Origin of the sequence: Virgisporangium aurantiacum (assembly GCF_016863635.1) — a bacterium.
Lineage (GTDB): Bacteria > Actinomycetota > Actinomycetes > Mycobacteriales > Micromonosporaceae > Virgisporangium > Virgisporangium aurantiacum.
The window spans coordinates 1-26,632 of the sequence record NZ_BOPG01000002.1 but is presented as its reverse complement, the minus strand read 5'-3'; the positions used below and the strand labels follow the sequence as shown (position 1 = coordinate 26,632).

Genomic DNA, 26,632 nt, shown 5'->3' with positions numbered 1-26,632 from the left:
TTTCCGGTCGCTTACCGTCGTTTCCGTTAAGGAGACGACGATGAATGTTGACCTGATCGCTCAGCTCGCGGCTCCCGGTGAGCCGCTGCGCGTGTCGCGTGCCGGCCGGGTCACGGGGCCGGCCGGCGCCGACACCCACGACGCCGCGTACGCGCTCGATCCCGAGGGCTATGCCCTCCTCGCGCTGCTGCCCGGTGCCACGAACGAGCAGCGGGCCGGCATCCTCCTGCGGCTCCTCGGCGCGTCCCGTACCGGCCTGAGCCCTGCCGCCCGGCGCACCGTCGAGCGGGTCACGCGGGTGCTGGTGCTCGGCCTGCCGGCGCGCACCGTCGGCACCGTGCTGCTGGCGCTGCGGCACCGGCGCGCGAACCACAAGCACGTCACGCGGGCCGCGCTGCGGTTGCTGGTCGAGCACGCCGAGGCGGCCACGTTCGTGCGCGCGCACCGGCGGATGGCGGTGTCCATTGTGGAGCATGCCATCGGCAAGGCGACCGCCCGTGGCGTGGCCCGCGCGCTGCGCACCGGCGAATCTCTGCCCAATGCGCCCGCCTCCGCGGGCGCGGGCCCTGGGGCCTCTGAGGCGCCGCCTTCCCTCGTCGCTATGGTCGCTGCGCTCCCTCCGCTCCTCAGTCCAGGCGCCGCCGGCCCCAGGGCCGGTGCCGACACGCATCGGGCGTTCCTGCGGTTCGCGTCGAACCCGGGGCTCGCGGCCCAGCGGCTCATCGAGGTGTACGCGGGTGCGCCCGCCGGCGCGGATGACACTGCGGTGGGCGTCACCCCGCTCGACCTCGACCTCGGCGCCGAGCGCCCGGCCGTGGTCACCGCGACCAACCGCGGCGATCTCGCCGCGACGCTCGTGCACCGGCTGCGTGGCGGCGACTCGCCCGAACTCGGCGCGGCACAGGAGCGGTACCTGGCCGCGGCGGCAGCCGTCGTGCCGCACTTCCCGGGCCGGCTGGCCCTGGTGGTCGACCGGTCGGCGTCGATGCGTGGTTACGGTGACCGCGAGTGGGCGGTGCGGTCGCAGGTCGACGCGCTGGAACTGGTGCTGGGCGAGCGTTGCGCGGCACTGGCCACCGTGCCGACCGCCGGCGACGGCACCGACCTGGCCGGCGCCGTCATCGCGGCGGCGCGCGAGCGGCCCGACCTGATTGTGGTGGTCACCGACGGATACGAGAACACGTACCCGGGCGACCTGGCCCGGGTGGCGGCGACCCTGCCGCGGCTGGGTGTCGAGGCGGCGGTCGTGTGCTGCCCGGCGACGTTCAGCCACAGCGACGACCTGACGCTGCGCCGGCCGGCTCCGGCGTGTGCGCAGCGGGCGTTCTGGCACGAGGCCGACTTCGCGTCGCTGGTGCTGTGGATGCTGTTCCAGACGAAGGCGGCCGGTGCGGCCGAGTGGCAGCGCGCGGCTCTCCGCGAGCGACTGTCCATTGTGGAAGGAGGTGCGGCATGACTGCTCTCGCGATGATCGACCTCGCCGGGTTCCGGCTGGGCGCGCCGCAGCGGGCGGGTGTGCTCACCATGGTGCCGGTGTTCGGTCCGGCGTACCCGGGCGTGCTGTCGCCGCGCGACGGCGTGAAGCTCGCGCGGGTCGACGGCTACGGCACGGTGATCCTGCGCAACCCGGGCAACGACGGCGTGGCGATCGTGCCGCTGCACGTGGGTTACGTGCAGGACGGTGCGCAGAACCACGCGCTGTGCCGGTCGGCGTTCCTCGCCGCCGGCCAGGAGCTGCGGTTCGAAGACGCGTGCTGCGTGCAGGAGTCCGTCGGCGGCTACCTCGGCGAGCGCGACCAGTGGTTCTTCACGCTGCCGCTGGAGCTGCGCGCCACGGCGCTGGCGCTGCGCGGCGAGACCAACTACACCAAGCTGTGGCCGGCGATCCGTACGCTGAACCGCAGCTACCGTCTGCCGGGCCGGGGCCACCTGGAGTCGATCCTGGCGCGCAAGCGCCACATGCTCACGCAGTTCCGTAGCCGGCTGGAGCTGGTGGCGGGTCAGCTGGGTGCGCTGTTCTTCCTCGGTTCCCGGCTGGTCGGCGCGGAGATCGCACCGTCGCCGGCGTTCTTCGCCGACGTGTGGCCGGCGCTGGTCTGCTTCGCCTACGGCCCGGCGGCCATGCGCCGCGAGCCGGCGGCCGAGGAGACGGCGGAGCCGTACGCGGTGACGACGCTCGATGAGCTGGTCGCCCTCCGGGAGGCCGAGCTGCGCGAGCGGGCCGGTGAGGTGCGCGGCTGGATCGACGCCGCGAATTGGGCCGCGCCGGCGGTCACCGAGGAGGACCGCTACCTCCACATGCGACTGTGCACTGTGGACGGTGAGCGGGTCGCCGGTCAGGTCGTGCTGGCCGACGAGCGTCCGGTCTACGCGTCGCTCTTCGCGAAGGAAATCGTTTGACGGTAGGCGGTTCGCACTGTCTACTTGAGACACGCCGGGAACTGCACCGGGCATGGTGGGCGGAACCTCGAATTCCAAACGCGGGAAATGATTGCCCAATCAAGGCGATTGCAATGCCTGCCGCCGCGCTGGTCGCCCGTCCCGGCCCAGCTTTGAAAGCACGGAAACAGCACCCGTACGACCCCCGGCTCCTCCCGGGGGTCGTACGCTTTCTGTCGTGGTCACAGTTCCCGAGTCGCCCGTGGTGCACCGGCCGGTCATGTACCAGAGCTGGCTCGACCTCACGTTCCTGCACTGGCGCTACCCGGCCGACGCCGTGCAGCGGCTGCTGCCGCCCGGCCTCAGCGTGCAGGAGTTCGACGGCTCCGCCTGGATCGGGCTGGTGCCGTTCTTGATGAGCGGCGTCCGGTTCCCCGGGGTGCCGGCCCTGCCGTGGATGTCGCGCTTTCCCGAGACGAACGTGCGAACGTACGTCACCGGCCCCGACGGGTCCCAGGGAATCTGGTTCTTCTCCCTCGACGCCACCCGCCTGCCCGCCGTGCTGATGGGGCGCACCACGTACCGGTTGCCGTACCTGTGGTCGCGCATGCGGGTCGAGGCGACGCCCGACCGGTTCCGCTACCGGGCGTCGCGCCGGTGGCCGGGCCCGCGCGGCGCCCGCTGCGACGCGGTGGTGGCCCGCGGCCCCGCGATCGAACCAAACGCCCTCGAATACTTCCTGACGTACCGGTTCCAGCTGTTCTCCGTGATCCGCGGCCGCCTGGTGCAGGCGCTGGCGGCCCACGGCCCGTGGCCGCTGTACGGCGGAACGGTGGAATCCCTGTCCGAGACCGTGATCGCCGCCGGTGGCCTGCCCGCACCCGAGGGCGACCCGCTGGTGCACACGTCGCCCGGCGTATCGGTCCGCATCGGCGGCTGGCGCGAGATCGCCCGCTGACCCCGACTCCCAGCGGTGCCTAATTCGGTTGCCGGGCCGCGCCCGGGCTGATTCGGTGAACGGGACGTCAACCAGGGGAGTCGAGATGCCACGCACGTTCATGTCGCAGCAGAAGGGAAGTTTCGCCTACCCGAAGGACATGAACGCCCGGTGCATTTTCTCAACCTGGGAATCCTCGCCCACGTAGACGCCGGCAAGACCAGCCTTACCGAGCGCCTCCTCTACACCGCCGGTGTCATCGACGAGGTCGGCAGCGTCGACGCGGGCAGTACCCGTACCGACACCATGGACCTGGAACGCCAGCGCGGCATCACCATCAAGGCCGCCGTCGTCTCGTTCCCGGTCACCGACGACGTCACCGTCAACCTCATCGACACCCCCGGCCACCCGGACTTCATCGCCGAGGTGGAGCGGGCGCTCAGCGTGCTCGACGGCGCCGTGCTGGTGGTGTCGGCGGTCGAGGGGGTGCAGGCGCAGACCCGCGTGCTCATGCGCACCCTCAAGCGCCTGTGCCTACCGACCCTGATCTTCGTCAACAAGCTCGACCGCAGGAACGCCGACCCCGAGCGCGTGCTGGCAGAGATCGCGCGGATGACGCCGGCGATGGCACAGGACGACCCGCGGCTGCTCGACCACCTCGCCGACCACGACGACGACCTGCTCGCCGCGTACGTCGACAACCGGCCCACCGGCGATCTCCGGGAACGGCTCCGGGAACAGACCGCCCGGGCCCGCGTGTGCCCCGTGTACTTCGGCTCCGCGATCACCGGAGCGGGCGTCCCCGAGCTCATGGACGGGATCGCGGCGCTGCTGCCGCCGACGAAGGCCGACCCCGACGCGCCCGTCTCCGGCACCGTTTTCAAGATCGACCGTGGCCCGGCCGGCGAGCGCATCGCCTACGTCCGCATGTTCGCGGGCACGCTGCGGGTCCGCGACCGCCTCGACGATGCCAACCGGATCACCGGCATCGAGGTCTTCGAGAACGGCGCGGTCGTCGCGCGGCCGGCCGTCGGGGCCGGCCGCATCGCGACGCTGCGCGGTCTCTCGCGGGTCAGAATCGGGGACGCGGTGGGCACGGCCGGGCCGCATCGCCAGCAGAGCCGGAAAGCCGCGTTCGTTCCGCCGTCGCTGGAGACGGTCGTCGAGCCGGCCCGGCAACGCGACGCGGGTGCCCTGCACGCGGCGCTCACCCGGCTCGCCGAGCAGGATCCGCTGATCAACCTGCGTCAGGACGGCACCACGCTCTCGGTGAGCCTCTACGGCGAGGTGCAGAAGGAGGTCATCCAGGCCACGCTCGAGGCCGATCACGGGATCGACGTCACGTTCCGGGAGAGCACCACGATCCACGTCGAGCGGCTGCTCGGCACCGGCGAGGCCGTCGAGGTGATCGCGACCGGCGGCAACCCGTTCCTGGCCACGGTCGGGCTGCGGGTCGAGCCGGCACCGCCCGGCAGCGGGCTGACGTTCCGGCTCGGGGTCGAACTGGGTTCGATGCCGTACGCGTTCTTCGTCGCCGTCGAGGAGAGCGTCCGGCGCACCCTCCGGACGGGCGGCCGTCACGGCTGGGAGGTCGTCGACTGCACCGTCACGATGACCCGCTCGGGCTACTGGGCGCGCCAGAGCCACGCGCACGGCACGTTCGACAAGAGCATGTCGAGCACGGCGGGCGACTTCCGCAACCTCACCCCGCTCGTCCTCCGCGAGGCCGTGAAAAGGGCGGGCACCCGCGTCCACGAACCGGTCCACGCGTTCCACCTGGACTGTCCGGCAGACCTGGTGCCCGCGATGATGCCGGCCCTGGCCAAGCTGCGGGCGGTGCCGCTCGGCACGGGCGAACGGGAGATCACCGGTGAGATACCGGCGGCGTCGGTGCATCGGCTCCAGATGGCGCTGCCGGCGCTGACCCGGGGCGAGGGGACGCTGGAGACGTCGTTCGTCCGCTACGAGCCGGTGATCGGCCCACCGCCCAGCCGCGTCACATGATCAGCGGGACGTCGAACACCGACAGGTCGGCACGCCTGCGCTCGTACCGCACCGCGTGCCGCCACCGGGTGTGCTCGTACGCCGAGTCCACCCGGACCTCCGCCACGATCACCGGCGCCACCTGCCGGTACTCCAGCGGCCCGGCCCGGTCGAAGCTGCCGGTCCAGCCGGCCGGCAGCGGCTTCGGCCAGGGGTGGTTGACCCGGCCGTCGCGGCGGTTGCCCGACTGCGTGAGCAGCGGCGCGAGTTCCCTCCGGGCCGCGGGAGGCAACGGGCTCGTGCGGCCGGCGTACCGGAGCCTGCCGTCGACGTCGTAGCGGGCGAGCAGCAGCACCTCCGGCTCGTGCAGGGTGCCGATCACGCCCGCGATGATGGCCTCGGTGGTGTGCCGCCGGCGCAGCTTGCGCCAGCCGCGCTTCCCGGGCTGGTAGCGGCCGCGCAGCGGCTTGATCACCAGGCCCTCGACGCCCTGTGCGGTCCACGCGTCGAGCCACTCCCGCGCCTCGGCCGGGTCGGTGGTCTGCGGGCACACGGTGAGCTGCGGCGGAGCGTCGGCGAGCGTCGCGAGCAGGGCCGCGCGGCGCTCGGGCAGCGGCCGGTCGAGAAGTTGCGCGCCGTCCTTTTCGAGAAGATCGAAGGTGACGAGGTGAGCGGGGTTCCGGTACGCCTCCCGCACCGGGCTGCCGGTGGCCACGCGGCGCTGGAGCAGCGCGAAGCTGGTCCGTTGCCGGGCGGCGTCCCAGATGATCAGTTCGCCGTCGAGCACGACGCCCGGTGGCAGGGTGCGGGCCAGCCGGGTGACCTCGGGGAAGTAGCCGGCGAGCGGCTTGCCGGTGCGCGACTGCAGGTAGACCCCGTCGGCGTCGCGGAACACCAGGACGCGCCACCCGTCCCACTTGGGCTCGTAGGCGTTCGCGCCGACCGGTAGCCGGTCGACCGACGCGGCCAGCATCGGCGTGACGGGCGGCGTGAGCATGCGGACCCCTGCTTGTCGGGCGGGGGTCGAACTTCGGTGAGTGGACCGCGTCGGTCCTATCGCCTTGCCATAGTGACAGAATGTGGCGATTTACGGCGATATCACGGAGGTATGCCACTCGGCCGCTCATCGTGTGGGCGCTCGTCCTGTCCGCCGTCGCCACCGGCGTCTTCTGGGTCGACAACAACGGTCACGTCGAGTTGGAGCACCGGTTCCGGCTGCGGGTCGCGATCGCCTCCGACTTCGTGTCGACCTACGTCGAGGACCTCCTGGAGCGGGAACGCACGCAGGCCATGCAGTTCCTCTCGGACCCCACCGTGGAGCCCCGCGCGTTCGCGCAGTCCGTCGCGTCGTTCGGTTACACCGCCGCGGTGCTGCTCGACGGCAACGGGCAGGTGCTCCACGCGGTCCCATCGAATCCGACCATCATGGGCGTCGACCTCACCACCCGCTACGAGCACCTGCGGGCGGCCCTGCGCGACAACCGACCGGCCGTGTCGCGGGTGGTGTCGTCGGCGGCCGAGGGGCTGCCGGTGGTCTCGTTCGCCACCCCGTTCGAGACGGCCGGCGGGCGCCGGGTGTTCGCCGGCGCCGTCGACATCCGGTCGAGCTCGCTCGGCGACTACCTGACCCACGCCATCGCGCTCGCCGGCAGCCACACCTACCTCGTCGACACCGCGGGCAACGTCGTCGGCGCCAACCAGACCCTGACGGGCATCAACCCGCTCGCCGTGCGCGACCCCTCGCTGGCGCGGGCGGTCGCCGACGGGGACGCCGGCCGGTACGACGACCGGGGCGAGGCCTGGCACTTCGACTCGTCCCCCGTCGTCGGTACCCCGTGGAAGCTCGTCGCCGCCGTCCGCAACGCGGTGCTGTACCAACCGGTCGCCGGCACCGCGACCGGCGGCTGGGTGACGCTCGGCGGCCTCGCCGTCCTCGGGCTCTTCGGTGTGCGGCTGTGGGCCCGCAGCGCCCGGAACCGGGCCGAGCTGCGCGAGAGCGAGGAGCGCTTCCGCGGCCTGTTCGACGGGTCGCTGGTCGGCATGATGCTCGTCGGCGCGTCGAACGGGCGCCTGATCCGGGTCAACCCGGCGCTGGGCGACCTGCTCGGCTACCGCGGCAACACGCTCGCCGGCCAGACCATCGACGACATCGTCCACCCCGAGGACCTGCCGTCCTACGACCTGATGCGGGCCGACGCGGTCGCCGGTACCCGGCGCGGGTTCACCGCCGAACTGCGGTTCGTCGACGCGATGAGCCGCGCGCTGCCGGTGGCGCTCACCGCCACGCTGATCCGGGACGGCGACGGGCGTCCGCTGTACTTCGCCGCGCAGGCCGTCGACGTCAGCGAGAAGCACCGGTGGGCGGCCGAACAGCGCCGCATCCAGGTGGAGCTGACCAGCCGGGCCGGTGCCCTGGAACGGGCGAACGACGCGCTCAAGGCGGCCCAGCAGCGCACCGCCGACCTCGTCGCGATGCTCTCGCACGACGTGCGCCAGCCGCTCGGCGTGATCACCGGCTACTGCGAGGTCCTGCTGGAGAGCTGGCAGGCCATGAGCGACGAGATGAAGCTGCGCGAGGTGGGCCGCATCTCCCGGGCCGGTACCCGGATGATGGAGCTGGTCGAGGAGGTGCTGACGCTCACCGAGGTCGATCACGGCGGCCTGCGGGCCCGGCGCAGCGGCATCGCCATGGAGGACGCGCTCGACGAGGCCCTCGGCGCGCTCAGCGTCGAGCTGCGGACGCGCACCCGCGTCGACGTGGAGCCGGGGCTCGCCGTGCTGGCCGACGCCCGGCACCTGCAGCAGATCCTGGTGAACCTGTTGAGCAACGCCCACAAGTACGGCGGCGGCCAGGTCCGCGTGCAGGCGGGCCGGTTGGACAACGCGCTGGTGGAGGTCTGCGTGTCCGACGAGGGCGAGGGCGTGCCGCCGGAGTTCGTGCCGCACCTGTTCGAGCGGTTCTCGCGGGCCGGCAGCGGGGTCGCGCCGACCCGCACGGGCACCGGGCTCGGGCTGTACATCGTCGGCGAACTCGTGGAGGCGAACGGCGGATCGATCCGGTACGAGCCGAACCGGCCGACCGGCAGCCGGTTCGTGGTGGAGCTGCCCGCCGACCCGGCGCGGGTGCGGGAACTGACATCCAGATGATCGTGTTGTAGGGGGCCTCTCATGCGTGTTCCGACGCTGTCGGATTCTGCCGTCCGCGACCTCGACCTCCTCGCGCGCGGGCCGGAACCGGACCTGGACGCGATGGTCGAGCTGACCGCGGTGATCTGCGGGACGCCGATCGCCGTGGTGTCGGTGCTCGACGGCGACGAGCACTCGGCCAAGGCCGGTGTCGGCGTCGACCTCGGCGCACCGGTGCGCGGCCAACCGCTGTGCGCGTACACGATCGACGGTCACGGCCTGCTGGTGGTGCCCGACGCGCTGGCCGACCCGAGGTTCGCCGACCACCCCGACGTTCGGCGCGAGCCCGGCATCCGGTTCTACGCCGGCGCGCCGCTGCTGACCGCCGAAGGCATCGCGCTGGGCACCCTGTGCGTGGCCGACGCGGTGCCGCGCCGGCTCGGGCTGGGCCAGTTGCGCGCGTTGCGGGCGCTCGCGCGTCAGGTGACGACGCTGCTCGAACTGCGGCACGGCGCGGCCCGGATGGCCCGCGAGTCGGTGCGCCGCCACGAGACCGAACGCCTGCACGACGACCTGGTGCCCCTGCTCGCCGGCGAACTGCGCCAGCCGCTGACCGAACTGCGCCGCAACGTCGAGGTGCTGCGCGACCTCGACTTCTGCCCCGCCGAGGTGGCCGCCCGCCTGGGCGCCGCCGCCCACGCGTACGCCCCGGAACTGTTGCGCCTGCTCGACATCCTGCTCCGGATGGCCGAACCGACCGCAACGGCTGATGTGTCGCCGGGTGAGGCGACGGGCGGCGAGCGGCGCACCGTCGACCTGAACACGCTCGTGGAGTGGGCGGTGCGCGAGGTCCGACCGATCGCCGAGGCCCGCGACATCCACCTCCGCCTCGACGCCGGACCGCCCGCCCCCGTGCCCGCCGACCCGCGCCGGCTCGCACAGGCGCTGGCCCACCTCATGTTCAGCGCGGCGAGGTTCACCCCGCCGACCGGCCGCATCCGGGTGCGCGTCGCCGGCGGACCCGCCACGCCGACGCTGGAGGTGCGGGCGCTGGGCCTGGCCGACGACCCGGCGACGCTGTTCCCGCACCTGGTGAACGGGGCGCTGCGAGCCGCACCCCCGACCGGCGAGGACGCGGGGCTGGCCGCGCTGAAGGTCGTCCTCGACGCGCACCACGCCACGGTCGCCGTGTGCGACACCCCCGACGAGGGGACCGCGCTGCGGGTCGTCTTCCCGCCGGCCTGATCACTCAGAGGTCGTCGACCTGGGTGGGGCGGTTGGTGATCGCGTCCCGCACCCGGTCCACCAGGCCGGTGCCCGGGGTGACCAGGCGGTTGACCGGCGCGTGCGGGTGGGGGCGGGTGGGTGCGATCCGCTTCGCCGCCTCGGCGCGGCGGCCCAGGCTCTCCAGGCGGTCGGCGGGGCAGGACCGGCGGAGGCGGGGGAACAGGTCGCGTTCCTGTTCGGCGATGTGGTCGCGGGCGGCCGCGATCAGGGCGGCGACGGTCCCGGGTTCGGCGGGGTCCAGCGCGTCCATGGTGCGTTCGAGGTCGGCGTGCTGCCGCAGTTCGCGGTCGGCGACCGGGTCGCCGTCGGGGAGGAGGTCGCGGACGGTCGGGTAGAGGTACAGCTCCTCGGCGACCGCGTGGCCCACCAGTTCGGCGACGACCACGTCGACGACGTCCCGGTGGTGCCCCGGGTCGCCCGGTTCCGTTTCCAGCTCAACGAACAGCGTCTCCACCCGGCGGTGGTCCTGTACCAGGACGTCGATCAGGTCCGTCATGCCACCTCCGTTACCCCGTCCGCGGCTCGCGGTATCGTCGCGTCAACCAGGGTTGACGAACCGGCCCCGGTCAACGTAAGTTGACAGGTATGGAAGAGCCGAATCAGTCGGTCGCGGCGGCCGCCAGCAGTGCCGATCCCACGGTCGGGCTGCGGGCCGTCGTCGCGCTGTACCGGCTCGCCGAGACGCTGGAGGCGCTCCAGGTCCGCAACGCCCGGAACAAGGGCTGGTCGTGGCAGGAGATCGCCGAGGCGCTCGGCGTCAGCAAGCAGGCCGTACACAAGAAGCACTCGGGGAGGGTGTGATGTTCGAACGCTTCACGCGCGAGGCCCGCGAGGTGGTCGTCGGCGCACAGGAGGCCGCGCGCCGGTTGGCCCACCGGCGGATCGGCACCGAGCACCTGCTGCTCTCGCTGCTGGCCAACGGCGGCGGGACGGCCGGCGTCATGACCGGCCACGGCGTCACCGCCCGGGCGGTCGAGGCGGCGGTCGCCCGTCACCTCGGCAACGCCCCCGGCATGCTCGGCCCCGCCGACGCCGCCGCCCTCAAGGTGATCGGCATCGACCTCGACGAGGTGCGGGCCCACCTGGAGGCGAACTTCGGCCCGGAACCGTTCGCCCAACCGCCCGCGCCACCGCCGCGCCGCCGGTTCGGGCTGCGCCGCTCGCAGCGCGACGACGAGGGTGCCCCGCCCACCGGTCACATCCCCTTCTCCCCGCGGGCGAAGAAGGTGCTCGAACTGTCGCTGCGCGAGGCGCTGCGGCTCAAGCGCCGGGAGATCCGGTCGGAGCACATCCTGCTCGGGCTGATCCGCGAGGGCGAGGGCCTGGCCGCGAAGATCCTGGCCGAGGCCGACGTCGACCTGAAGGACCTGCGGGCCGAGGTCGAGCAGCGGATGGCGCCGAAGGCCGCCTAAGCGGGCGCCGGCTCCAGTTCGCGCACCTTCGCGGTGGCCCACCGCTCGGCCACGAAGCTCAGCACCGGGATGGTGCCGGCCAGCAGCAGCAGGACCGTGCGGCTCAGCGGCCACTTCGCCCGCATCGAGAGGTCGAACGTCACCACGAGGTAGACCATGTACAGGAAGCCGTGCACCGGTGCGATCACGGCGACGAAGCCCGGCGAGTCGAAGAAGTACTTCAGCGGCATCGCCACCAGGATGAAAACGATCAGCACCACGCCGACGACGTAGGCCACCACCCGGAACCGGGTGAGTGCAGCGGACATGCTTGTCAGACCTCGCGGTAGTCGGCCGGCCGGGCGTCGGGGTTGGCGTTCAGCCAGGCCAGGTAGCGGTTGTAGGCGGCCAGTTGCTCGTCGTTGCCGTCGTCGTACCCGGGACCCACCCGGGCCGGGCGGTTGGCGCGGAGGGGCGGCGGTTGCTCGTCCACGAAAGAACTGCGCGAAGAACCATGCGCGGACCGCTCCCGACGGACCTCCTTGACCCAGACGAAGATCACGAACCCCGCGAACACCGGCCACTCGACGGCGTAGGCGTAGCTGAGCAGGTTGCCGCTGGCGGCCCGGCCGATCTGCCACCAGCCGAGCCCGAGGAACGCCACCACGAGGGTGGCCGCCAACACGTGGCGGACCAGCCAGGCGGGGGTCCAGAACACGTATCGAGCGTAGCGAGCGGCGCCCGGCCTAGGGTGGACCGGGTGCGCCTCGCGACGTTCAACGTGCTGCACGGCCGCTCGCTCGACGACGGCCTGGTGAGCGCCGACCGGTTCCGGGCCGCCGTCGCGGCGCTCGACGCCGACGTGGTCGGGCTGCAGGAGGTCGACCTCGACCAGCCGCGCAGCGGGCGGCTTGACCTCACCGCGCTCGCCGCCGAGGCGCTCGGCGCCGTCGACCACCGGTTCGTGGCCGCCGTCGTGGGCACGCCGGGGGAGGCGTGGCGGGCCGCGGGCACGCCGCCACCCGACGGCGAGCCGCAGTACGGCGTGGCGATGGTCAGCCGCTTCCCGGTGCGGCGGTGGCTGATCCACCGCCTGCCGGCCGCGCCGACGCGGTCGCCGATCGCGATCGGTGGCCGCGTCGTGCTGCTGCCCGACGAGCCGCGGGTGCTGCTGGCGGCGGTCATCGACGCCCCGCACGGTCCGGTGACCGTCGCGACCACGCACCTGTCGTTCGTGCCCGGCTGGAACGTGCGGCAACTGCGCCGGTCGGTGCGCGCGCTCCGGGCGCTGCCCGGGCCGCGCGTGCTGCTCGGCGACCTCAACCTCCCGGCCGGCATCGCCCGCGTGGTGACGGGGTGGCGGGTGGCCGCCCGGATGCCGACCTACCCGTCGACGACGCCGAAGATCCAACTGGACCACGTGCTGGTGGACCCCGCGTTCCGGGGGACGATCGGCGCGGTGTCGACGCCGCCGTCCCCGGTCTCCGACCACCGGCCGCTGGTCGTGGACCTTGTGATGTGACCGTGTAGCAACGTCACCGCGACCGCGAATACTCTGTGCCGGGCCGAGTCTGGGCATCATGCGTCTTCGAGCGGCTCTGATCGGCCTGGTCGTGGCTGCCGCGACCGGGCTTCTCGGCGCCGCGCCGGCACGGGCCGACACCTCCGACACCCCCGACCCGGCCGGCATGTACGTCGTCGTGCTGAGGTCGACGCCCTCCTGGGCCTCGGCGCGGGCGCTCGCCGAGCGCTACGGCGGCCGGCTGGAGCAGGCGTTCCAGACCGCCCTCCCCGGTTTCTCCGCGCGGATGACCGCCGCCGCGGCCGGGCGCCTCGCGGCCGACCCGGCCGTCGAGTCGGTGCAGCCGGACCGGCAGGTGCGGTCCACCGGCACCCAGGTCGACCCCGCGTCGTGGGGCCTCGACCGGATCGACCAGGCGAGCCTGCCCCGCAACGGCGCCTACACGTACCCGACCACCGCCGGCAACGTCACCGCGTACGTGATCGACAGCGGCATCCGCACGACGCACACCGACTTCGGTGGGCGGGCCACCAGCGGCTGGGACTTCGTCGACAACGACGCCGACGCCGACGACTGCGCCGGGCACGGCACGCACGTCGCCGGCACCATCGGCGGCACCTCGTACGGGGTGGCCAAGGGCGTCAACCTGGTCGCGCTGCGGGTGCTGGGCTGCGACGGCGCCGGCAGCTACGCCGGGATCATCGCGGCCGTCGACTGGGTGACCGCGAACGCGCACAAGCCGGCCGTGGTGAACATGAGCTTCAGCGGCACCACCTACGCCCCGCTGAACGAGGCGGTCGCGGCGTCGATCGCGAGCGGCGTCACCTATGTCGTGTCCGCCGGCAACGACGGCGCCGACGCGTGCGGCTACTCGCCGGCCGGCGTCGCGGCGGCCGTCACGGTCGGCGCGACCGGCCAGACCGACGCCCGCGCCCCGTTCTCCAACGCCGGCCCGTGCGTCGACCTGTTCGCGCCCGGCGTCGGCATCACCTCCGCGGGCATCGCCGACGACTCGGCGAGCCGCAGCATGAACGGCACGTCGATGGCCGCGCCGCACGTGGCCGGCGCCGCCGCGCTCATCCTGGCCGACCACCCGGAGGCGACGCCGGCGCAGGTCGCGTCGGCGCTCGGCGCGGCCGCCCGGCCGGGTGTGGTCACCGACCCGGCCGGTGCGCCGGGCCTGCTGGCGCAGACGGCGCCGTCGTCGTGCGATGTCCGTACCGACGGCGCGGATGTCGCGATCAAGGACCGGGGGACGGTCGTGAGCACGATCGCGTTGGCCGGCTGCTCCGGCCGGGCGACGTGGGTGTCGGTCGAGGTGCACATCGCGCACCCGCGCCGGGGCGACCTGGTGGTCGAACTGATCGCGCCGAACGGCGTCGTGAAGCGGCTGAAGTCGTCGAACCGCCACGACAGGGCCGCCGACGTCTCCGCCACCTACCCGGTGACGCTGTCGGTGAAGGACCGCACCGGCACCTGGAAGCTGCGCGTCCGCGACACGACCCGCGCCGCGACCGGTCACATCGACTCGTGGACCCTGACCGTGGCCTGACTCAGGTCGACAGCGTCGCCCAGACGACCTTGCCGTCGACGGTCGGGGTGGCGCCCCAGGCGCGCGACATGATGCCCACGACAAGCAGCCCCCGGCCGCCCTCGACGGTCGGCGGCACCGGCCCGCCCGGCTTCGGCAGCCGCCGGCTGCGGTCGCGCACCGACACGTAGACGGCGCCGACCCCGCGGGTCAGCGTCACCTCGACGGCGGCCGACGCGGCGACGGTGCCGTGCCGCACGGCGTTGCTCACGAGTTCGGTGACCACCAGCCGGGCGGTGTCGCGCAGCGCCGGCAGCCCCCACTGGGCGCACGCCTTGTCGACCAGGCGGCGGGCGCTGGCGGCGGCCGACTCGATCGGCGACAGCCCCAGCTTCAGCCGGGGCGCCTCGGCCTGGTGGGCCCGGATCGCCGCCGCACCGGCGACGGCGTCGCGCAGGGTCGGAAAGCTCGGCAGGTTGCCGGCCCGCACCAGCGACGCGCCGAGCGCCCGCGACACGCCGCCGATCACCACCGTGGCACCCGGCCAGGCGTAGGCCTGGTCGGCGAGGGTGACCAGGCTGGCTTCGGCGCCGTCGGCGACCGTGACCGCGGTGAAGTCGAGCGCGACGATCTCCGGCTCGGTGCTCAGCAGCGTGGTGAGCGCATCGTGCAGCACCGGCGCGGTGTGCGCGTCGAGGGTGCCCACGACCCGAAGAGCGACCGGTTCGCCCGGCGCGGCCGCATCGACGTCCGCGGTCAGGCGGGTCATGGGCCGCACTTTACCGTGTGTGCCTGTGTGGCCGCCCGTTCGGAGGTCCGGATACCCGGATGGGGTCAGCCCGCGGTCGCCAGGGTGCGCTCGTTGCGCATGATCGCGGTGACCTCGGCGTCGGTGAGGTCGGGGATGTCGCGGTACCAGAGCCCGGTGGCGCTGAAGCAGCACGGGCAGCGGACGTGCACCACGCCGTCGGCCTCGACGGCGAGCCCGCCGGTGGCCTCGGCCGCGCAGACCGGGGTGGCGAACACCAGGTGCGCCGGCATGCCGGCGTGCAGCGCCCGCAGCGCGGCCCGCGCCCGGACGCCGGTCTGCATCCCGTCGTCGACCACGATCACCGTGCGGTCGGCGACGTCGATCGGCGCCCGCCCGTCCCGGTACATCTCGCCGAGCGCGGCCAGCGCGGCGCGTTCGACCGACACGACGGGGGAGAGGTCGCACGCGGAGAGGTTCGACCGCGTCAGCGCGTCGTGGTTGATGACGAGCGGGCCGGTCTCGGTGATCGCGCCCACCGAGAACTCGTGCTTCCACGGCGAGTGGACGGGGCCGACGACGAGCACGTCGAGGTCCGCCCCGATGGCGCGGGCCACCTCGGCGGCGACCGGTACCCCGCCGCGCGACATGCCGAGGACGAGCGGACGGCCGGTGCCGCCGTTCTCCTTCAGGTAGGTGGAGATCTCGCCGGCCAGTGCCGCCCCCGCTTCGACCCGGTCGGCGAAGCGCATCGACTCGTCAGGCACCATCGGGGACTCCTTCACGTATCACCTGTGCGTCACAGGACTGACACGGAGAGTACAGCTTTTCGGGTGCAACGCCAGTGGGTGCGATCCTCGTACGGTGCTAGCGGTCTTCGACGTCGACGGGGTGGTCGCCGACGTGCGGCACCGGCTGAAATACCTGACCCGCAACCCCAAGGACTGGGCCGGCTTCTTCGCGGCCGCGGCCGCCGATCCGCCGCTGGAGACGGGCGTGGGGCTGGCCCGCGAGTGGGCGGCGTCGCACGACCTGGTGTGGCTGACCGGCCGGCCGGAGCACCTGCGTCGCGTCACCGAGCGCTGGCTGCGCGACCAGGGGCTGCCCGTCGAGCGCCTGCTGATGCGCCCGGCGAACGACCGTCGCCCGGCGAAGTACTTCAAGGCCGACCAGATCCGCGCCCTGGCCGCCGGCACCGAGGTCGCGGTCGTGGTCGACGACGACCCGGCCGTCACCGCGGAACTGACCCGCCGCGGCTGGCCCGTCTACCTCGCCGACTGGGTGCCCCGGGCCGAGGCCCTCGCCGAGGCCCAGGAAACGGACGGCCGCACGTAGCGGGTTGGGACGGGCGCGTCGAACGGGTTAAACGGGCGAAATGACTATTCTGCTCATGTGCCCCAGGCCTGGACGAATGTGAACACCACCCGCCTCCTGCGCGGGATCGCCGTCGTGCTCGTGGTGCTCGGGCTGGTGGTCGGGGTCGGCGTCGCCTGGCAGTGGTTCGCCAGGATCCGGCACATCTCGGCCGAGCAGACGCGGTTGGAGAAGACGCTCTCCGCGCAGTGGTCCGCCGGCTGGACCGGCGGCCGGCGGGAGTCGACCCGGGTGAGCCGGATCGAGCGGGTCGCCACCGGCACGCCGATCGCCCGGCTGCACCTGCCCACGATCAGCCAGACCCTGGTGGTGGTCGAGGGCGCCGACGAACGGCAGCTCGACAAGGGCCCGGGCCGCATGGCCGAGACCGCCCCGCTCGGTGGGCCGGGCAACACGGCGCTCGCCGGGCACCGGTACCCGGGCGTCTTCTGGAACCTCGACCTGCTGGCGGTGGGTGACCCGGTGGTGGTGGAGACGGCCGGGTCGTGGCTGGTCTACCGCATGGTGCGCACGGTGGTGGTCCAGCCGGTGGACGAGGCCGTGCTGGCCGCTCCCGCGCCCGGCGGCCCGACCGTGCTGACGCTGATCACCTGCGAGCCGAAGCTCAGCACCACCCACCGTCTGATCAAGCAGGCCGAGCTGACGCGCACCGACCCCAAGCCCGGCCCGGCGCCGCGGGAACTCAAGGCCGCCACCAAGCGGTAGGGGACGGGTGCAGATCGGCGCCCAGAATGGAGCAAAACAGTCTCAAGTCCGCCTAAGCCGTGCCGATCAGGGATGTCGGCGAAGGGAGTCATGGTGGACGAACTGGGCGATATCGTTCAGGAGTTCCTGGTCGAGAGCCACGAGAACCTCGACCAGCTCGACCGGGATCTGGTGGCGCTGGAAGCTGATCCGGGGTCGCGAGATCTCCTGTCGAGCATCTTCCGCACCATCCACACGATCAAGGGCACCAGCGGCTTCCTCGCATTCAACCGCCTGGAGAAGGTGACCCACGTCGGCGAGTCGCTGCTGGCCCGCCTGCGCGACGGCGCGCAGGCGATGACGCCGGAGACCACCGACGCGCTGCTGCGCATGGTCGACGTGGTCCGCGATCTGCTGTCGATCATCGAGGACACCAGCAGCGACCAGTCCGGCAACGAGGCCAACCTCGACACGGTGGTCGCCGCCGTCCAGGCCTGCATCGAGAATCCGGTCGGCGGTACGGCGAAGCCCGCGGCCCTCGCGGTGCACGCCTCCGAGGCGGCGACCGAGGCCGCGGTGGTGGCGGGTTCCGCGGTCGCCGACGCGGTGGCCGCCGGTGAGGCCGCCGACGCCGCCGCGGAGGCCGCCGGTGCCGCGCTCGGCGCCGCCGGTGTCGCCGCGAGCCGGGCCGACTCGGCCGCCGGCGCGGCGGTCGCCGCGACCACGGTCGCCGAGGCCGCGGCCCAGGACGCCGCCACCGTGGCGGCAGCCGCCGCCGAGAAGGCCGCGGGCGAGCGGGCGGCCGCGGAGGCCACCGCGGCGGCGCGGGTCGAGGCGGCCAAGGGCGAGGCGATCGAGGAGGCGGCGAGCGCCCTGCCGCCGCCGAAACCGCCGGCCAAGGCCACCCCGGCCGGCGGGGGCGAGGGGGACGCGGACGGCCACGCCCGCCGCAGCATCGCCGACAGCTCGATCCGCGTCGACGTCGACCTGCTCGACACCCTGATGCGGCTGGTCGGTGAGCTCGTGCTCACCCGCAACCAGCTCATCCGCGCGATCGGCACCGCCGGCGACCCGAACATGACCCGCACCGGCCAGCGGCTCAACCTCATCACGAGCGAGCTGCAGGAATCGGTCATGAAGACCCGGATGCAGGCCATCGACAACCTGTGGTCGAAGCTGCCGCGGGTCGTCCGGGACCTGTCCGGCTCGCTGGGCAAGCAGGTCCGGCTCGCGATGGAGGGCCGCGAGACCGAGCTCGACCGGAGCCTGCTCGAAGCGGTCAAGGACCCGCTGACCCACCTCGTGCGCAACGCCGTCGACCACGGCATCGAGACGCCGTCCGCGCGCCGGGCCAAGGGCAAGGACCCCGAGGGGACGCTGACGCTGCGCGCCTACCACGAGGGCGGCCACGTGGTCGTCGAGGTGTGCGACGACGGCGCGGGCATCGACCCCGACCGCATCGCCGAGGTGGCGGTGCAGCGCGGCCTGCTCACCCGCGACCAGGTGGCGTTGATGGACCGCCGTGAGGTCCTGATGCAGGTGTTCCGGCCGGGCTTCTCCACCGCGAAGACGGTCACCAACGTGTCCGGCCGCGGCGTCGGCATGGACGTCGTGAAGACCAACATCGAGCGGATCGGTGGCGCGGTCGACGTCGAGAGCAACCTCAGCGTCGGCACCACGTGGCGGCTGACGATCCCGCTGACGCTCGCGATCATCCAGGCGCTGACGATCGAGTGCGGCCGGCAGCGGTACGTGATTCCGCAGGTCGCCGTCCACGAACTGGTGTACCTGGACGGCCAGGGCGGCCGGGTCATCGAGCACGCCATGGGCGCGCCGGTCTACCGGCTGCGCGGCAAGCTGCTGCCGCTGGTGCACCTCGACCACATGCTCGGCGTCCGCTCCGACCACGGCGACGCCGCCAACCGCGACGTCTACGTGGCCGTGCTGGCCGCCGAGGGCCGGAAGTTCGGTCTCGTGGTCGACCGCGTGCTGAACACCGAGGAGGTGGTGGTCAAGCCGCTGAGCGCCCGGTTCAAGGACGTGGGCGCCTACGCCGGCGCGACCCTCCTCGGCGACGGCACGGTGGCGCTCATCCTCGACGTGGCGAGCCTCGCCCGCCGCTCGCACCTCGCCGCCGAGAAGGTCCAGCAGGCCCAGCAGCAGGTGGACCAGACGTCGAAGGCCGCGACCAGCACCGTCGACCGGCTGCTCATCGCCGGTGTCGGCGAGCGCCGGGTGGCGATCCCGCTCGACATGGTGACGCGGCTGGAGGAGTTCTCGGTCGACCGGATCGAGCGGGTCGGCAACCGCGAGGTCGTGCAGTACCGCGACCAGATCCTGCCGGTGCTCCGGCTGGCGCACCTGCTCGGCACGTACCCGGCCGAGGACGGCGCGACGGTTCCGGTGGTCGTCTACACCGAACGCGGGCGCAGCGTCGCGCTCGCCGTCGACAAGATCCTCGACATCGTCGAGGACGTCGTGGAGGCCCGCAGCGAGGTCGGCGACGACGGCCTGCTCGGCTCCGCGGTGATCCAGCAGCGGGTGACCGAACTGCTCGACGTGCGCCGCGCGATTCTCGCGGCGGACCCGCGGTTCAACGAACCCGACGAGGCGTACAGCGAGTACGACAACGCCGGGTACCAGGGCTACGAGGACTACCAGGGTCAGCAGATGGCGGGGGTGTGACGGGACATGGGTAGTCGCCAGTACGCGACCTTCGAGGTCGAGGACCAGCTTTTCGGCGTGCCGGTGGCCATCGTGCAGGAGGTGCTCAGCTTCAACGAGTACACACCGGTGCCGTTGGCGCCGCAGGCGGTCGGCGGGCTGTTCAACCTGCGCGGCCAGGTGATCGCGGCCGTCGACCTGCGGGTGCAGCTCGGCCTGCCGCCGCGCGCCATCGACGGCCCGGCCATGAACGTGATCGTCCGCCAGGAGGACGAGTCGGTGAGCCTGCTCGTCGACCGCATCGGCGAGGTGGTGCGGCTCGACGACGAGGCGTTCGAGCCGCCGCCGGATACGCTGCACGGCCCGACGCGGGAGCTCATCAACGGCGCGTTCAAGCTCGACGGCCGGCTGATGCTGGCGCTCGACACCGCCCGGGCCACCGACACGGGGTCCGGGGCGGAGCTCAGCGAACTTCACTCTGCGTAGTTCGTGTGAAGCACTCAGCAGGGGTGGCATGGGGTTTGATCTCGGCTTTGTCATCCGACCGGCCAGATTGCAGGTAGCGGAGAGTAGCCGCAGACCCGTTTGGTGGATTGTCGGTTGCAACCCGGTTGTTGAAGACTGTGCGTTGTGTACAGCCTGGTGAGTGCCCCCGTACTGGGATTCGACCTGACCCGCCTCGACGGTGGGGCGGCAGCGGCCGATGTGCTGCTGCGCGCCCTCACGGTGACCGCGGACGACCTACCCGTCATCGCTGCCGCCCAGCTTGATGAGTGGAGCCGCGTCGGCCACTGGCTCGACGTCGACGCCGCCGCCCGCACCCGCCGCCGCGTCACGACCAAGACCGGCGGCTCATCCACGAGGGCCAAGACCGACAGCGGTCCGGCCGCTCCCAATGAGACGGCCGAGCAATTGGCCGACACGTTGGCGACCCTCGAACGGGCGCCGATCGGGACCGTCGACGGCCTGATGCACCTCGTGCGTCACGACGTCTTCGACTGGACCTGGCGCCGGCACCCCGGCGGCCTGTCCCAGATCAAGCCGGCCGACCGCGCCGTCGGCGTGGTCTGCGACGCCGCCGCGGCCGCCTACCTCTGGGAGATGCTGCCCGACAACACCCGTCGGGACCTCACCGCGCCGTGGCTCACCGCGCTGGCGACGCTGCCCGAGCGGGCGGTCGACCTCGGCCCGCAGGCCACCGCGGTCAACGCGTTGATCGAGCGGGTGGCGGCATTGTCGCCGCAGGTCGTCCGCCGGCTCGGGGCCGCCTCCGGCAAGGCCCGTCCGGCGCTGGCCGACTGGGCCGCGGCCGTGCACTCCGCGTCGTGGTCGGTGTTCGTCGCCGGCCGGGTCCGCGCCTCCGCGGCCGCGCAGCTGATGCTGGTGCAGGCGGTCGAGAAGGCCGGCGTGCCGGTGGCCGACCGGGCCGGCGGCGTGTGGAACCTGCTCAGCGGCGCCGTCCAGGCGTTGGTGGTGCGCGACGTGCTCGACGGGCCGACGCTCTACCGCCTGCTCGACCCGGTGGTCTCCGTGCTCGGGCCGGTCGTCGTGCCGCGCCGCCCGATCGACTAAACGCAGAGTCACAAAACAACTTCGGATAGTTCTCAAGCGGGAGGTATCGGGCGCCGATAAAGAGGTCGGGACCTGACAGCGGCTCCGCGCTGTCCCCGTCACTGGAGGCGCGCGCGTGATCTCGGTGCTGGTCGTGGACGACTCGGTGGTCGTCCGTCGCCTGATCACCGATGCCCTCGCTGATGATTCCAAAATCAACGTGGTCGGCACCGCCCCGAACGGGCGGGTCGCCCTGCAGAAGATCGACCAACTTAAACCGGACGTCGTGACGCTCGACATCGAGATGCCGGTGATGGATGGTCTGACGACGCTGCGAGAGCTTCGGAAGAAATACCGGACGCTGCCGGTGATCATGTTCAGCACGCTGACGGCGAACGGCGCCGCCGCCACGCTGGACGCGCTCTCCGCGGGTGCCAGCGACTACGTGACCAAGCCGGCGAACGTCGGCAGCGTGACGGAGTCGATCCGCAGCGTCCGGGAGCAGCTGATTCCGCGGATCCACGCGCTCACCAGCCGCCGGGTCGGGCCATCGGGTCCGCCACCCGGCCGGCCGGGCGGGCCGCCGCCACCCGGCCGTCCCGGCGCGCCCACGGCGTACCCGGGCCGACCGACCGGTGCCCCGCCCCGGACACCCGCCACGCCGGCGGGTGCTCCGCCGCGTCCCGGAATCGTTGGCCGCACGCCGCCGGGCCCGGCAGCGGCGGGGCCGGCCCGACCACCGACCGCGCCCGCCCGCGGAAGCGGCACCGGCAAGATCGACGTCCTCGCCATCGGCTGCTCGACCGGCGGCCCCGACGCGCTGACCCGCGTGATGAGCAAGCTGCCCGGAAGCCTGCCGGTGCCCGTGGTGGTGGTGCAGCACATGCCGCCCGTCTTCACGAAGATGTTCGCCGAACGGCTCGACCGCAACTGCCCGCTGACCGTCGTGGAGGCGGTCAGCGACACCCCGCTGGAGGCGGGCACGGTCTACGTCGCGCCGGGCGACTTCCACCTCGAGGTCCAGCGGCAGGGCACCACGATCAGCACCAAGCTGCACACCGGGCCGCCGGAGAACTTCTGCCGCCCGGCCGTCGACGTGCTCTTCCGCTCGGTCAACCGGGTGTTCGGCAAGAGCACGCTGGCCGTGATCCTCACCGGAATGGGCCATGACGGCCGGAACGGCTGCGCCGAGCTCGCCCGTTCGGGTGCGGAGATCGTGGCCCAGGACGAGGCGACCTCTGTGGTGTGGGGGATGCCCGGCGCGGTGACCAATGCCGGCCTGGCATCGGTCGTCCTGCCTCTCGACGACATCAGCAACCACGTTCTGACCCGCGTCAACGGGGGACGCGCCGCCAGGTCCATGGAGGTGATCCGATGACACTCAGCGCGAGCGAGTTCGCGTACATCAGCCAGCTCGTGCGCCGGGATGCGGCGATCGTGCTCGAACCCGGTAAGGAGTATCTGGTCGAGGCCCGCCTGACCCCTCTCGCCCGACAGAGCGGCGCGGCCACGGTGTCCGAGTTCGTGATGCGCGCCCAGCAGAGGCTCGACCCGGAGACGCAGCGTCGCATCGTCGACGCGCTGACCACCAACGAGACGTCGTTCTTCCGCGACGGCGAACCGTTCGCGGCGATCACCAACATGGTCCTTCCGGAGCTGATCGCGAACCGGGGCGCCACCCGTCAGATCCGGTTGTGGTCGGCGGCCTGCTCCAGCGGCCAGGAGGCGTACACGCTGGCGATGCAGATGGAGGACAACCTTCCCGGCGGGTGGAGCTACGAGATCATCGGCACCGACATCTCCACCGAGGTGCTCGCCAAGGCCGAGGCGGGAAAGTTCAGCCAGCTCGAAGTGAACCGCGGCCTGCCGGCGACGGCGCTGGTGCGCCACTTCGAGCGGGTCGGCGCGCACTGGCAGGTATCGCAGAAGCTGCGCCGCAGCGTCAGCTTCAAGAAGCTCAATCTCGCGGCGGCGTTCCCCCCGATGCCCCAGTTCGATGTGATCTTCATCCGCAACGTACTGATCTACTTCGACGTCGCGACCAAGCGGGCCGTACTCGGCCGCGTGCGGGCGTTGCTGAAGCCGGACGGCTGGCTGTTCCTCGGCTCCGCCGAAACGACGATCGGTATCGATGAGCAGTTCGACCGTGTGGTGACCGGACGCACCTCGGCCTACCGCCTGCGTTCCGCCGCCGCTAAATCTGCACCAGCGCCGCTCGGCGTGGCAGGAAAGAGGTGACGCTATGCAGGCAATGGTGATTGACGATTCCCGTGCGATGCGGCTGATCCTGGCCCGCATCGCCGGCCAGTTGGGGTTCGACGTCGTCCAGGCCGGCAACGGCAGGGAGGCGTTGGAGCGGCTCGCGGAGCTGGAGTCCACGCCCGAACTGGCGCTGGTCGACTGGAACATGCCGGAGATGAACGGGCTCGAGTTCATCGTGGCGGTCCGCAAAGAGCCCAGGTACAAGTCGATGACGCTGATGATGGTGACCACCGAGAGTGAGCAGGGCCAGATCGTGCGGGCGCTCGCGGCGGGCGCGCACGAATACGTGATCAAGCCGTTCACCCCGGACGCCATCGTCGAGAAGCTCGCGCTGCTCGGCCTTGTCAGAAATGGGGATTCGGCATGACGACACACGAGATGCCGCAGGAGTCCGACCTGTGGGCGATCACCGAGATGATCTGGGCCTCCTATCTCGACCCGCTCGGTGAGAACCCCCTGATGGCCGGCGCGGCCCCGCACAAGGACGACGACGTCCACGGGTCCGTGTCGGTCACCGGCGCCTGGGACGGGCAGGTCGTCGTCACGTTCTCGCAGGTCGCGGCCCAGCGGGCCACCGCGGCTCTCCTCGGCATCGACTTCGAGGAGGTGAGCTCCGCCGACGTCATGGACGCCGTCGGCGAGCTGGTCAACATCATCGGCGGCAGCGTCAAGAGCCTCATGCCGCAGCCGACCGTGCTGTCCCTGCCGTCGGTGCGCACCGGGCCGCCGGGAGAACTCGTCGGTACCGAGATGCTGGTGCTGACCGGCACCTGGATGGAAGAGCCGGTGAGCATTGCCGTGCTGGAGAGCGCGGACGCCTATGCAGGAACAGGGGGGACGTCACGATGAAGATCCTGATCGCCGACGACAGCCGCGTGATGCGGCAGATCGTCACGCGCACGCTGCGCCAGGCCGGCTACGACGGCCACGAACTGGTGGAGGCGGAGAACGGTAAGGAGCTCTTCGACGCGGCGACCGCGCAGAAGCCCGACCTCGTGCTCTCCGACTGGAACATGCCGGAGATGAACGGGTTGGAGGCGCTGAAGGCCGTCCGGGCCGCCGGGCTGAACATGCCGTTCGGCTTCGTGACCACCGAGGGCACCCCGGAGATGCGCCAGATGGCCGAGGACGCCGGCGCCCTTTTCCTCATCACAAAGCCGTTCACGGCCGAGAGTTTTAAGGAAATATTGGGCCCCATTTTGGGATGATATGAACTATGCCGCGCGAATTGCCCGTTCCCAAGAACGTCAAGGACCTTTTTGACGAACTGCTCGGTCGGCCCGTCACCGTCGGGCCGGCCGATCCCATGCGCGCCCCGGATCTCCACGCCCAGCCGCTGAGCTGCCTCTACGTCGACGATTCCCTGACCCTGCGGGCGATCATCGCGATGGACATCAGACTCGCCGCCTACACCGGCGCCGCGCTCGGCCTGGTGCCCGCGACCGCCGCCGAGGCGAGCATCGAGGAGAAGGAACTCTCCGAGACGATCGCGGAGAACGTCGCCGAGGTCTGCAACATCATGAGCTCGATGCTCAACCACGAGGGCGAACCGCGCGTGAAGGTGCACCAGACCTACCTGCCGGGCCAGATGCCGCCGGGGGACGCGATCGGCTACATGCTGGCGTTCGGCCGGCGCCTGGACCTCACGGTCGACGTGCAGGGCTACGGCTCCGGCCGGATCTGGGTCACCCTGGCGAAGAACTGACGTTCCTACGGTGACGGCTCGCGCGGCTGCACCGGCGCGTCGCCCTCGATCGGCCGGTCCGGTCGGGGATCCGTCCGGCGCCGCAACAGGTGCGCGATGATCGGCTCCGGCCCTGACCCGTAGTCGCGGGTCAGGGCCCGGAGAATGGCCAGCATGATCGCGGCCACCGGAACACAGATCAGGTAACGCAGCGACGCGTCGCCGATGGGCGTCTCGCCCTTCGCGCAGCTCGCGATCGCCGGGCTGGCGAGCAGCGCGGCGACCAGGAGTACGGCAGGACTAGCGATCGCCACCGGCGAACTCCTCTTCGAACAGGCGGCGGCTCAGCAGCGCGGCCCATCCGTGCGGGCCGGCCGGCTGGCCGTCCAGCAACGCCACCGGAACGCCCAGCGCGAGCGGGCTCGCCGGGTCGGCCGTCGCCTCCAGCTGGTGCACCGCCAGGGCGTCGACCCGCGGCAGCGACCGCAGCTGCCGGGCCACGTCGGCCGGCTTGCGGGTGGCGTCGACCGCGCACCACACCGCGTCCGGCCGCAGCGCGACCACGACCTGCTGCACCCAGCTCGTCGGCGCCGGCGCGTCGACGCACACCAGCCGCGGCTGGTCGCCACCGCGCAGCCGGGCCGCCTGCCGACCGGCGTCACCCGGGTCGGCCATGTGCCGGCCGACCTGGGGCGACTCGCTCGCGATCAGGATGCGGTCGGCGTCCAGACGCAGAATCCGGGCAATATCCTCGGCGACGGCCAGTGCGCCGGCCAGCTCACCGATGATCGTGACAATCGTGCCGGGCCCGGTCGGCAGCGGCGGCGCCGACGGCTCGTCGAGCAGCGCCCGCACGATCGACGGATACGCTTCGCCCAGCGGCAGCCGGTCGATCACCCGCTGCGGCAGGCCCAGGTCGGCCAGCCGCTGCGGCAACGGGCTCTCGGACGGGATAGTTTCGAGGTCGCCGTACGACAAAAAATGGTTGGGGCGTCGGGGATCCGGCGACAGCGGCCGGGTCCGCGCCGGCGCCGTCGTGCGCGCGGCGCTCCCGCGCGCCGCCCCGCCCGGCCCCACATTCTGAGTGGACGCCGACTGCGCCGCCCCCGCACTCGAAGCGCCCGCCCGGGTACCGGTCCCCGCCGGAGCCCCGTTCGCCACGCCGTGCACCACACCCGCTGCCGCCCCGTTCGCCAGGCCGGTGCCGTGTGCCGCGCCGTGTGCCGCGCTCGCGCCGTGTGCCGCGCCCGCGCCGGTAGCCGCACCGTGCGCGGTGCCGCTGGCCGAGCCAGGCGCGGTGCCGGTGGCCGCACCGAATGCCGTGCCCGTGCCGTGCGCCGTGCCGTTGCCCTGTGCCGCGCCGTACCCCGTGCCGTTGCCTTGTGCCGCGCCGTGCGCGTTGCCGGTGGCCGCGCCGAATGCCGTGCCGTTGCCGTGTGCCGCGCCCGCACCGTGTGCCGCGCCCGCGGCCGTGCCGTTCGCGGTGCCGTGCGTCGTGCCTGCGGCCGC

28 protein-coding genes and 1 pseudogene are annotated in these 26,632 nt (G+C 72.4%); 21 read left to right on the top strand and 8 right to left on the bottom strand.

All coding sequences use genetic code 11. The features are described 5' to 3' along the window. The first annotated feature begins 40 nt into the window (after window positions 1-40). The 4 genes from Vau01_RS00400 to Vau01_RS00385 all read left to right on the top strand — a co-directional run bounded on the left by Vau01_RS00400 (window position 41) and on the right by Vau01_RS00385 (window position 5,320). Entirely contained in the window at window positions 41-1,456 is a 1,416-nt protein-coding gene (locus Vau01_RS00400) for a vWA domain-containing protein (protein ID WP_203985621.1), read from the top strand. Further along, on the top strand, window positions 1,453-2,400 hold the full coding sequence (locus tag Vau01_RS00395; protein ID WP_203985619.1) for an ARPP-1 family domain-containing protein: 948 nt from the start codon (window positions 1,453-1,455) through the stop codon (window positions 2,398-2,400). Before Vau01_RS00400 ends, Vau01_RS00395 begins: the two co-directional genes overlap by 4 nt. A gap of 217 nt (window positions 2,401-2,617) precedes the next feature. After that, entirely contained in the window at window positions 2,618-3,337 is a 720-nt protein-coding gene (locus tag Vau01_RS00390) for a YqjF family protein (RefSeq protein WP_203985615.1), read from the top strand. Between the two features lie 150 nt (window positions 3,338-3,487). Continuing rightward, on the top strand, window positions 3,488-5,320 hold the full coding sequence (locus Vau01_RS00385) for an elongation factor G (RefSeq protein WP_203985612.1): 1,833 nt from the start codon (window positions 3,488-3,490) through the stop codon (window positions 5,318-5,320). On the opposite strand, the gene Vau01_RS00380 is transcribed toward Vau01_RS00385, so the two are convergent. Continuing rightward, complete coding sequence (locus tag Vau01_RS00380; protein ID WP_239151184.1) at window positions 5,313-6,296, bottom strand: ATP-dependent DNA ligase; 984 nt, start codon at window positions 6,294-6,296, stop codon at window positions 5,313-5,315. The two genes, Vau01_RS00385 and Vau01_RS00380, sit on opposite strands and share 8 nt — an antisense overlap. A gap of 131 nt (window positions 6,297-6,427) precedes the next feature. On the opposite strand from Vau01_RS00380, the gene Vau01_RS00375 reads away from it, so the two are divergent. Then, the gene (locus Vau01_RS00375; protein WP_203985609.1) at window positions 6,428-8,446 is read left to right on the top strand and encodes a sensor histidine kinase; all 2,019 of its coding nucleotides are present in this window, start codon (window positions 6,428-6,430) and stop codon (window positions 8,444-8,446) included. Window positions 8,447-8,467: 21 nt separating this feature from the next. Then, window positions 8,468-9,670 carry a GAF domain-containing sensor histidine kinase gene (locus tag Vau01_RS00370; protein WP_203985606.1) on the top strand — a complete coding sequence of 401 codons (1,203 nt, stop codon included), beginning with the start codon at window positions 8,468-8,470 and terminating at the stop codon, window positions 9,668-9,670. A gap of 4 nt (window positions 9,671-9,674) precedes the next feature. Here the strand turns inward: Vau01_RS00370 and Vau01_RS00365 are convergent, their stop codons facing one another. Beyond that, window positions 9,675-10,208 (bottom strand): hemerythrin domain-containing protein, encoded by a 534-nt coding sequence (locus tag Vau01_RS00365; RefSeq protein WP_203985603.1) that lies wholly within the window; start codon window positions 10,206-10,208, stop codon window positions 9,675-9,677. Between the two features lie 89 nt (window positions 10,209-10,297). Between Vau01_RS00365 and Vau01_RS00360 the strand changes: the two genes are divergently transcribed. Both Vau01_RS00360 and Vau01_RS65130 read left to right on the top strand, forming a co-directional pair. Further along, window positions 10,298-10,513 carry a helix-turn-helix domain-containing protein gene (locus Vau01_RS00360; protein ID WP_203985600.1) on the top strand — a complete coding sequence of 72 codons (216 nt, stop codon included), beginning with the start codon at window positions 10,298-10,300 and terminating at the stop codon, window positions 10,511-10,513. Continuing rightward, window positions 10,513-11,124: a Clp protease N-terminal domain-containing protein gene (locus Vau01_RS65130; RefSeq protein ID WP_203985597.1), complete on the top strand. Its 612-nt coding sequence runs from the start codon at window positions 10,513-10,515 to the stop codon at window positions 11,122-11,124. Before Vau01_RS00360 ends, Vau01_RS65130 begins: the two co-directional genes overlap by 1 nt. On the opposite strand, the gene Vau01_RS00350 is transcribed toward Vau01_RS65130, so the two are convergent. Beyond that, window positions 11,121-11,432: a DUF3817 domain-containing protein gene (locus tag Vau01_RS00350; RefSeq protein WP_203985594.1), complete on the bottom strand. Its 312-nt coding sequence runs from the start codon at window positions 11,430-11,432 to the stop codon at window positions 11,121-11,123. The genes Vau01_RS65130 and Vau01_RS00350 overlap by 4 nt on opposite strands. Before the next feature lie 5 nt (window positions 11,433-11,437). Beyond that, entirely contained in the window at window positions 11,438-11,821 is a 384-nt protein-coding gene (locus Vau01_RS00345; RefSeq protein ID WP_203985590.1) for a hypothetical protein, read from the bottom strand. Window positions 11,822-11,863: 42 nt separating this feature from the next. On the opposite strand from Vau01_RS00345, the gene Vau01_RS00340 reads away from it, so the two are divergent. Together Vau01_RS00340 and Vau01_RS00335 are read left to right on the top strand one after the other, a co-directional pair. Further along, a complete protein-coding gene (locus Vau01_RS00340) occupies window positions 11,864-12,625 on the top strand; it encodes an endonuclease/exonuclease/phosphatase family protein (RefSeq protein ID WP_203985587.1) in 762 nt (253 codons plus the stop codon). 49 nt (window positions 12,626-12,674) lie between these two features. Then, complete coding sequence (locus Vau01_RS00335; protein WP_308440424.1) at window positions 12,675-14,177, top strand: S8 family serine peptidase; 1,503 nt, start codon at window positions 12,675-12,677, stop codon at window positions 14,175-14,177. A 1-nt stretch (window position 14,178) separates the two neighbouring features. Here the strand turns inward: Vau01_RS00335 and Vau01_RS00330 are convergent, their stop codons facing one another. Both Vau01_RS00330 and Vau01_RS00325 read right to left on the bottom strand, forming a co-directional pair. After that, window positions 14,179-14,925 carry an ATP-binding protein gene (locus Vau01_RS00330; RefSeq protein WP_203985581.1) on the bottom strand — a complete coding sequence of 249 codons (747 nt, stop codon included), beginning with the start codon at window positions 14,923-14,925 and terminating at the stop codon, window positions 14,179-14,181. Window positions 14,926-14,990: 65 nt separating this feature from the next. Further along, window positions 14,991-15,674, bottom strand: a complete 684-nt coding sequence (locus Vau01_RS00325; protein ID WP_203985578.1) for a phosphoribosyltransferase — start codon at window positions 15,672-15,674, stop codon at window positions 14,991-14,993. Between the two features lie 94 nt (window positions 15,675-15,768). On the opposite strand from Vau01_RS00325, the gene Vau01_RS00320 reads away from it, so the two are divergent. The 11 genes from Vau01_RS00320 (at window position 15,769) to Vau01_RS00270 (ending at window position 25,144) form a co-directional block, all read left to right on the top strand. Then, window positions 15,769-16,239, top strand: coding sequence for a phosphatase domain-containing protein (locus Vau01_RS00320; protein WP_203985575.1), 471 nt, complete (start codon window positions 15,769-15,771; stop codon window positions 16,237-16,239). Between the two features lie 57 nt (window positions 16,240-16,296). Beyond that, window positions 16,297-16,983: a sortase gene (locus Vau01_RS00315; protein ID WP_203985572.1), complete on the top strand. Its 687-nt coding sequence runs from the start codon at window positions 16,297-16,299 to the stop codon at window positions 16,981-16,983. A 90-nt stretch (window positions 16,984-17,073) separates the two neighbouring features. Next, entirely contained in the window at window positions 17,074-19,647 is a 2,574-nt protein-coding gene (locus Vau01_RS00310) for a chemotaxis protein CheW (RefSeq protein ID WP_203985569.1), read from the top strand. Window positions 19,648-19,653: 6 nt separating this feature from the next. Next, the gene (locus Vau01_RS00305) at window positions 19,654-20,112 is read left to right on the top strand and encodes a chemotaxis protein CheW (RefSeq protein ID WP_203985567.1); all 459 of its coding nucleotides are present in this window, start codon (window positions 19,654-19,656) and stop codon (window positions 20,110-20,112) included. A 156-nt stretch (window positions 20,113-20,268) separates the two neighbouring features. After that, window positions 20,269-21,198: a hypothetical protein gene (locus tag Vau01_RS00300; protein ID WP_239151181.1), complete on the top strand. Its 930-nt coding sequence runs from the start codon at window positions 20,269-20,271 to the stop codon at window positions 21,196-21,198. A 115-nt stretch (window positions 21,199-21,313) separates the two neighbouring features. After that, on the top strand, window positions 21,314-22,555 hold the full coding sequence (locus Vau01_RS00295; RefSeq protein ID WP_203985562.1) for a protein-glutamate methylesterase/protein-glutamine glutaminase: 1,242 nt from the start codon (window positions 21,314-21,316) through the stop codon (window positions 22,553-22,555). After that, a complete protein-coding gene (locus Vau01_RS00290) occupies window positions 22,552-23,415 on the top strand; it encodes a CheR family methyltransferase (RefSeq protein WP_203985559.1) in 864 nt (287 codons plus the stop codon). The genes Vau01_RS00295 and Vau01_RS00290 overlap by 4 nt, the downstream gene beginning before the upstream one ends. A gap of 4 nt (window positions 23,416-23,419) precedes the next feature. Beyond that, a complete protein-coding gene (locus tag Vau01_RS00285; protein WP_203985556.1) occupies window positions 23,420-23,806 on the top strand; it encodes a response regulator in 387 nt (128 codons plus the stop codon). Continuing rightward, a complete protein-coding gene (locus Vau01_RS00280) occupies window positions 23,803-24,288 on the top strand; it encodes a chemotaxis protein CheX (protein ID WP_203985553.1) in 486 nt (161 codons plus the stop codon). Before Vau01_RS00285 ends, Vau01_RS00280 begins: the two co-directional genes overlap by 4 nt. Beyond that, a complete protein-coding gene (locus Vau01_RS00275) occupies window positions 24,285-24,647 on the top strand; it encodes a response regulator (RefSeq protein ID WP_203985550.1) in 363 nt (120 codons plus the stop codon). The genes Vau01_RS00280 and Vau01_RS00275 overlap by 4 nt, the downstream gene beginning before the upstream one ends. A gap of 8 nt (window positions 24,648-24,655) precedes the next feature. Then, window positions 24,656-25,144, top strand: a complete 489-nt coding sequence (locus Vau01_RS00270; RefSeq protein ID WP_203985547.1) for a hypothetical protein — start codon at window positions 24,656-24,658, stop codon at window positions 25,142-25,144. 5 nt (window positions 25,145-25,149) lie between these two features. Here the strand turns inward: Vau01_RS00270 and Vau01_RS00265 are convergent, their stop codons facing one another. Together Vau01_RS00265 and Vau01_RS00260 are read right to left on the bottom strand one after the other, a co-directional pair. Continuing rightward, window positions 25,150-25,437: a hypothetical protein gene (locus tag Vau01_RS00265; protein WP_203985544.1), complete on the bottom strand. Its 288-nt coding sequence runs from the start codon at window positions 25,435-25,437 to the stop codon at window positions 25,150-25,152. Beyond that, window positions 25,424-26,632 (bottom strand): annotated as a pseudogene (locus Vau01_RS00260) (hypothetical protein); the annotation flags it as partial. The pseudogene Vau01_RS00260 and the gene Vau01_RS00265, both read right to left, overlap by 14 nt.

Excerpts from the sequence above, each read along its gene's own strand:
- Vau01_RS00350 (WP_203985594.1), bottom strand. The coding sequence starts at position 11,432 with ATGTCCGCTGCACTCACCCGGTTCCGGGTGGTGGCCTACGTCGTCGGC.
- Vau01_RS00395 (WP_203985619.1), top strand. The coding sequence starts at position 1,453 with ATGACTGCTCTCGCGATGATCGACCTCGCCGGGTTCCGGCTGGGCGCG.
- Vau01_RS00330 (WP_203985581.1), bottom strand. The coding sequence starts at position 14,925 with ATGACCCGCCTGACCGCGGACGTCGATGCGGCCGCGCCGGGCGAACCG.
- Vau01_RS00310 (WP_203985569.1), top strand. The coding sequence starts at position 17,074 with ATGGTGGACGAACTGGGCGATATCGTTCAGGAGTTCCTGGTCGAGAGC.
- Vau01_RS00275 (WP_203985550.1), top strand. The coding sequence starts at position 24,285 with ATGAAGATCCTGATCGCCGACGACAGCCGCGTGATGCGGCAGATCGTC.
- Vau01_RS65130 (WP_203985597.1), top strand. The coding sequence starts at position 10,513 with ATGTTCGAACGCTTCACGCGCGAGGCCCGCGAGGTGGTCGTCGGCGCA.
- Vau01_RS00280 (WP_203985553.1), top strand. The coding sequence starts at position 23,803 with ATGACGACACACGAGATGCCGCAGGAGTCCGACCTGTGGGCGATCACC.
- Vau01_RS00325 (WP_203985578.1), bottom strand. The coding sequence starts at position 15,674 with ATGGTGCCTGACGAGTCGATGCGCTTCGCCGACCGGGTCGAAGCGGGG.
- Vau01_RS00400 (WP_203985621.1), top strand. The coding sequence starts at position 41 with ATGAATGTTGACCTGATCGCTCAGCTCGCGGCTCCCGGTGAGCCGCTG.
- Vau01_RS00360 (WP_203985600.1), top strand. The coding sequence starts at position 10,298 with ATGGAAGAGCCGAATCAGTCGGTCGCGGCGGCCGCCAGCAGTGCCGAT.
- Vau01_RS00285 (WP_203985556.1), top strand. The coding sequence starts at position 23,420 with ATGCAGGCAATGGTGATTGACGATTCCCGTGCGATGCGGCTGATCCTG.
- Vau01_RS00365 (WP_203985603.1), bottom strand. The coding sequence starts at position 10,208 with ATGACGGACCTGATCGACGTCCTGGTACAGGACCACCGCCGGGTGGAG.
- Vau01_RS00270 (WP_203985547.1), top strand. The coding sequence starts at position 24,656 with ATGCCGCGCGAATTGCCCGTTCCCAAGAACGTCAAGGACCTTTTTGAC.
- Vau01_RS00370 (WP_203985606.1), top strand. The coding sequence starts at position 8,468 with ATGCGTGTTCCGACGCTGTCGGATTCTGCCGTCCGCGACCTCGACCTC.
- Vau01_RS00380 (WP_239151184.1), bottom strand. The coding sequence starts at position 6,296 with ATGCTCACGCCGCCCGTCACGCCGATGCTGGCCGCGTCGGTCGACCGG.
- Vau01_RS00290 (WP_203985559.1), top strand. The coding sequence starts at position 22,552 with ATGACACTCAGCGCGAGCGAGTTCGCGTACATCAGCCAGCTCGTGCGC.
- Vau01_RS00305 (WP_203985567.1), top strand. The coding sequence starts at position 19,654 with ATGGGTAGTCGCCAGTACGCGACCTTCGAGGTCGAGGACCAGCTTTTC.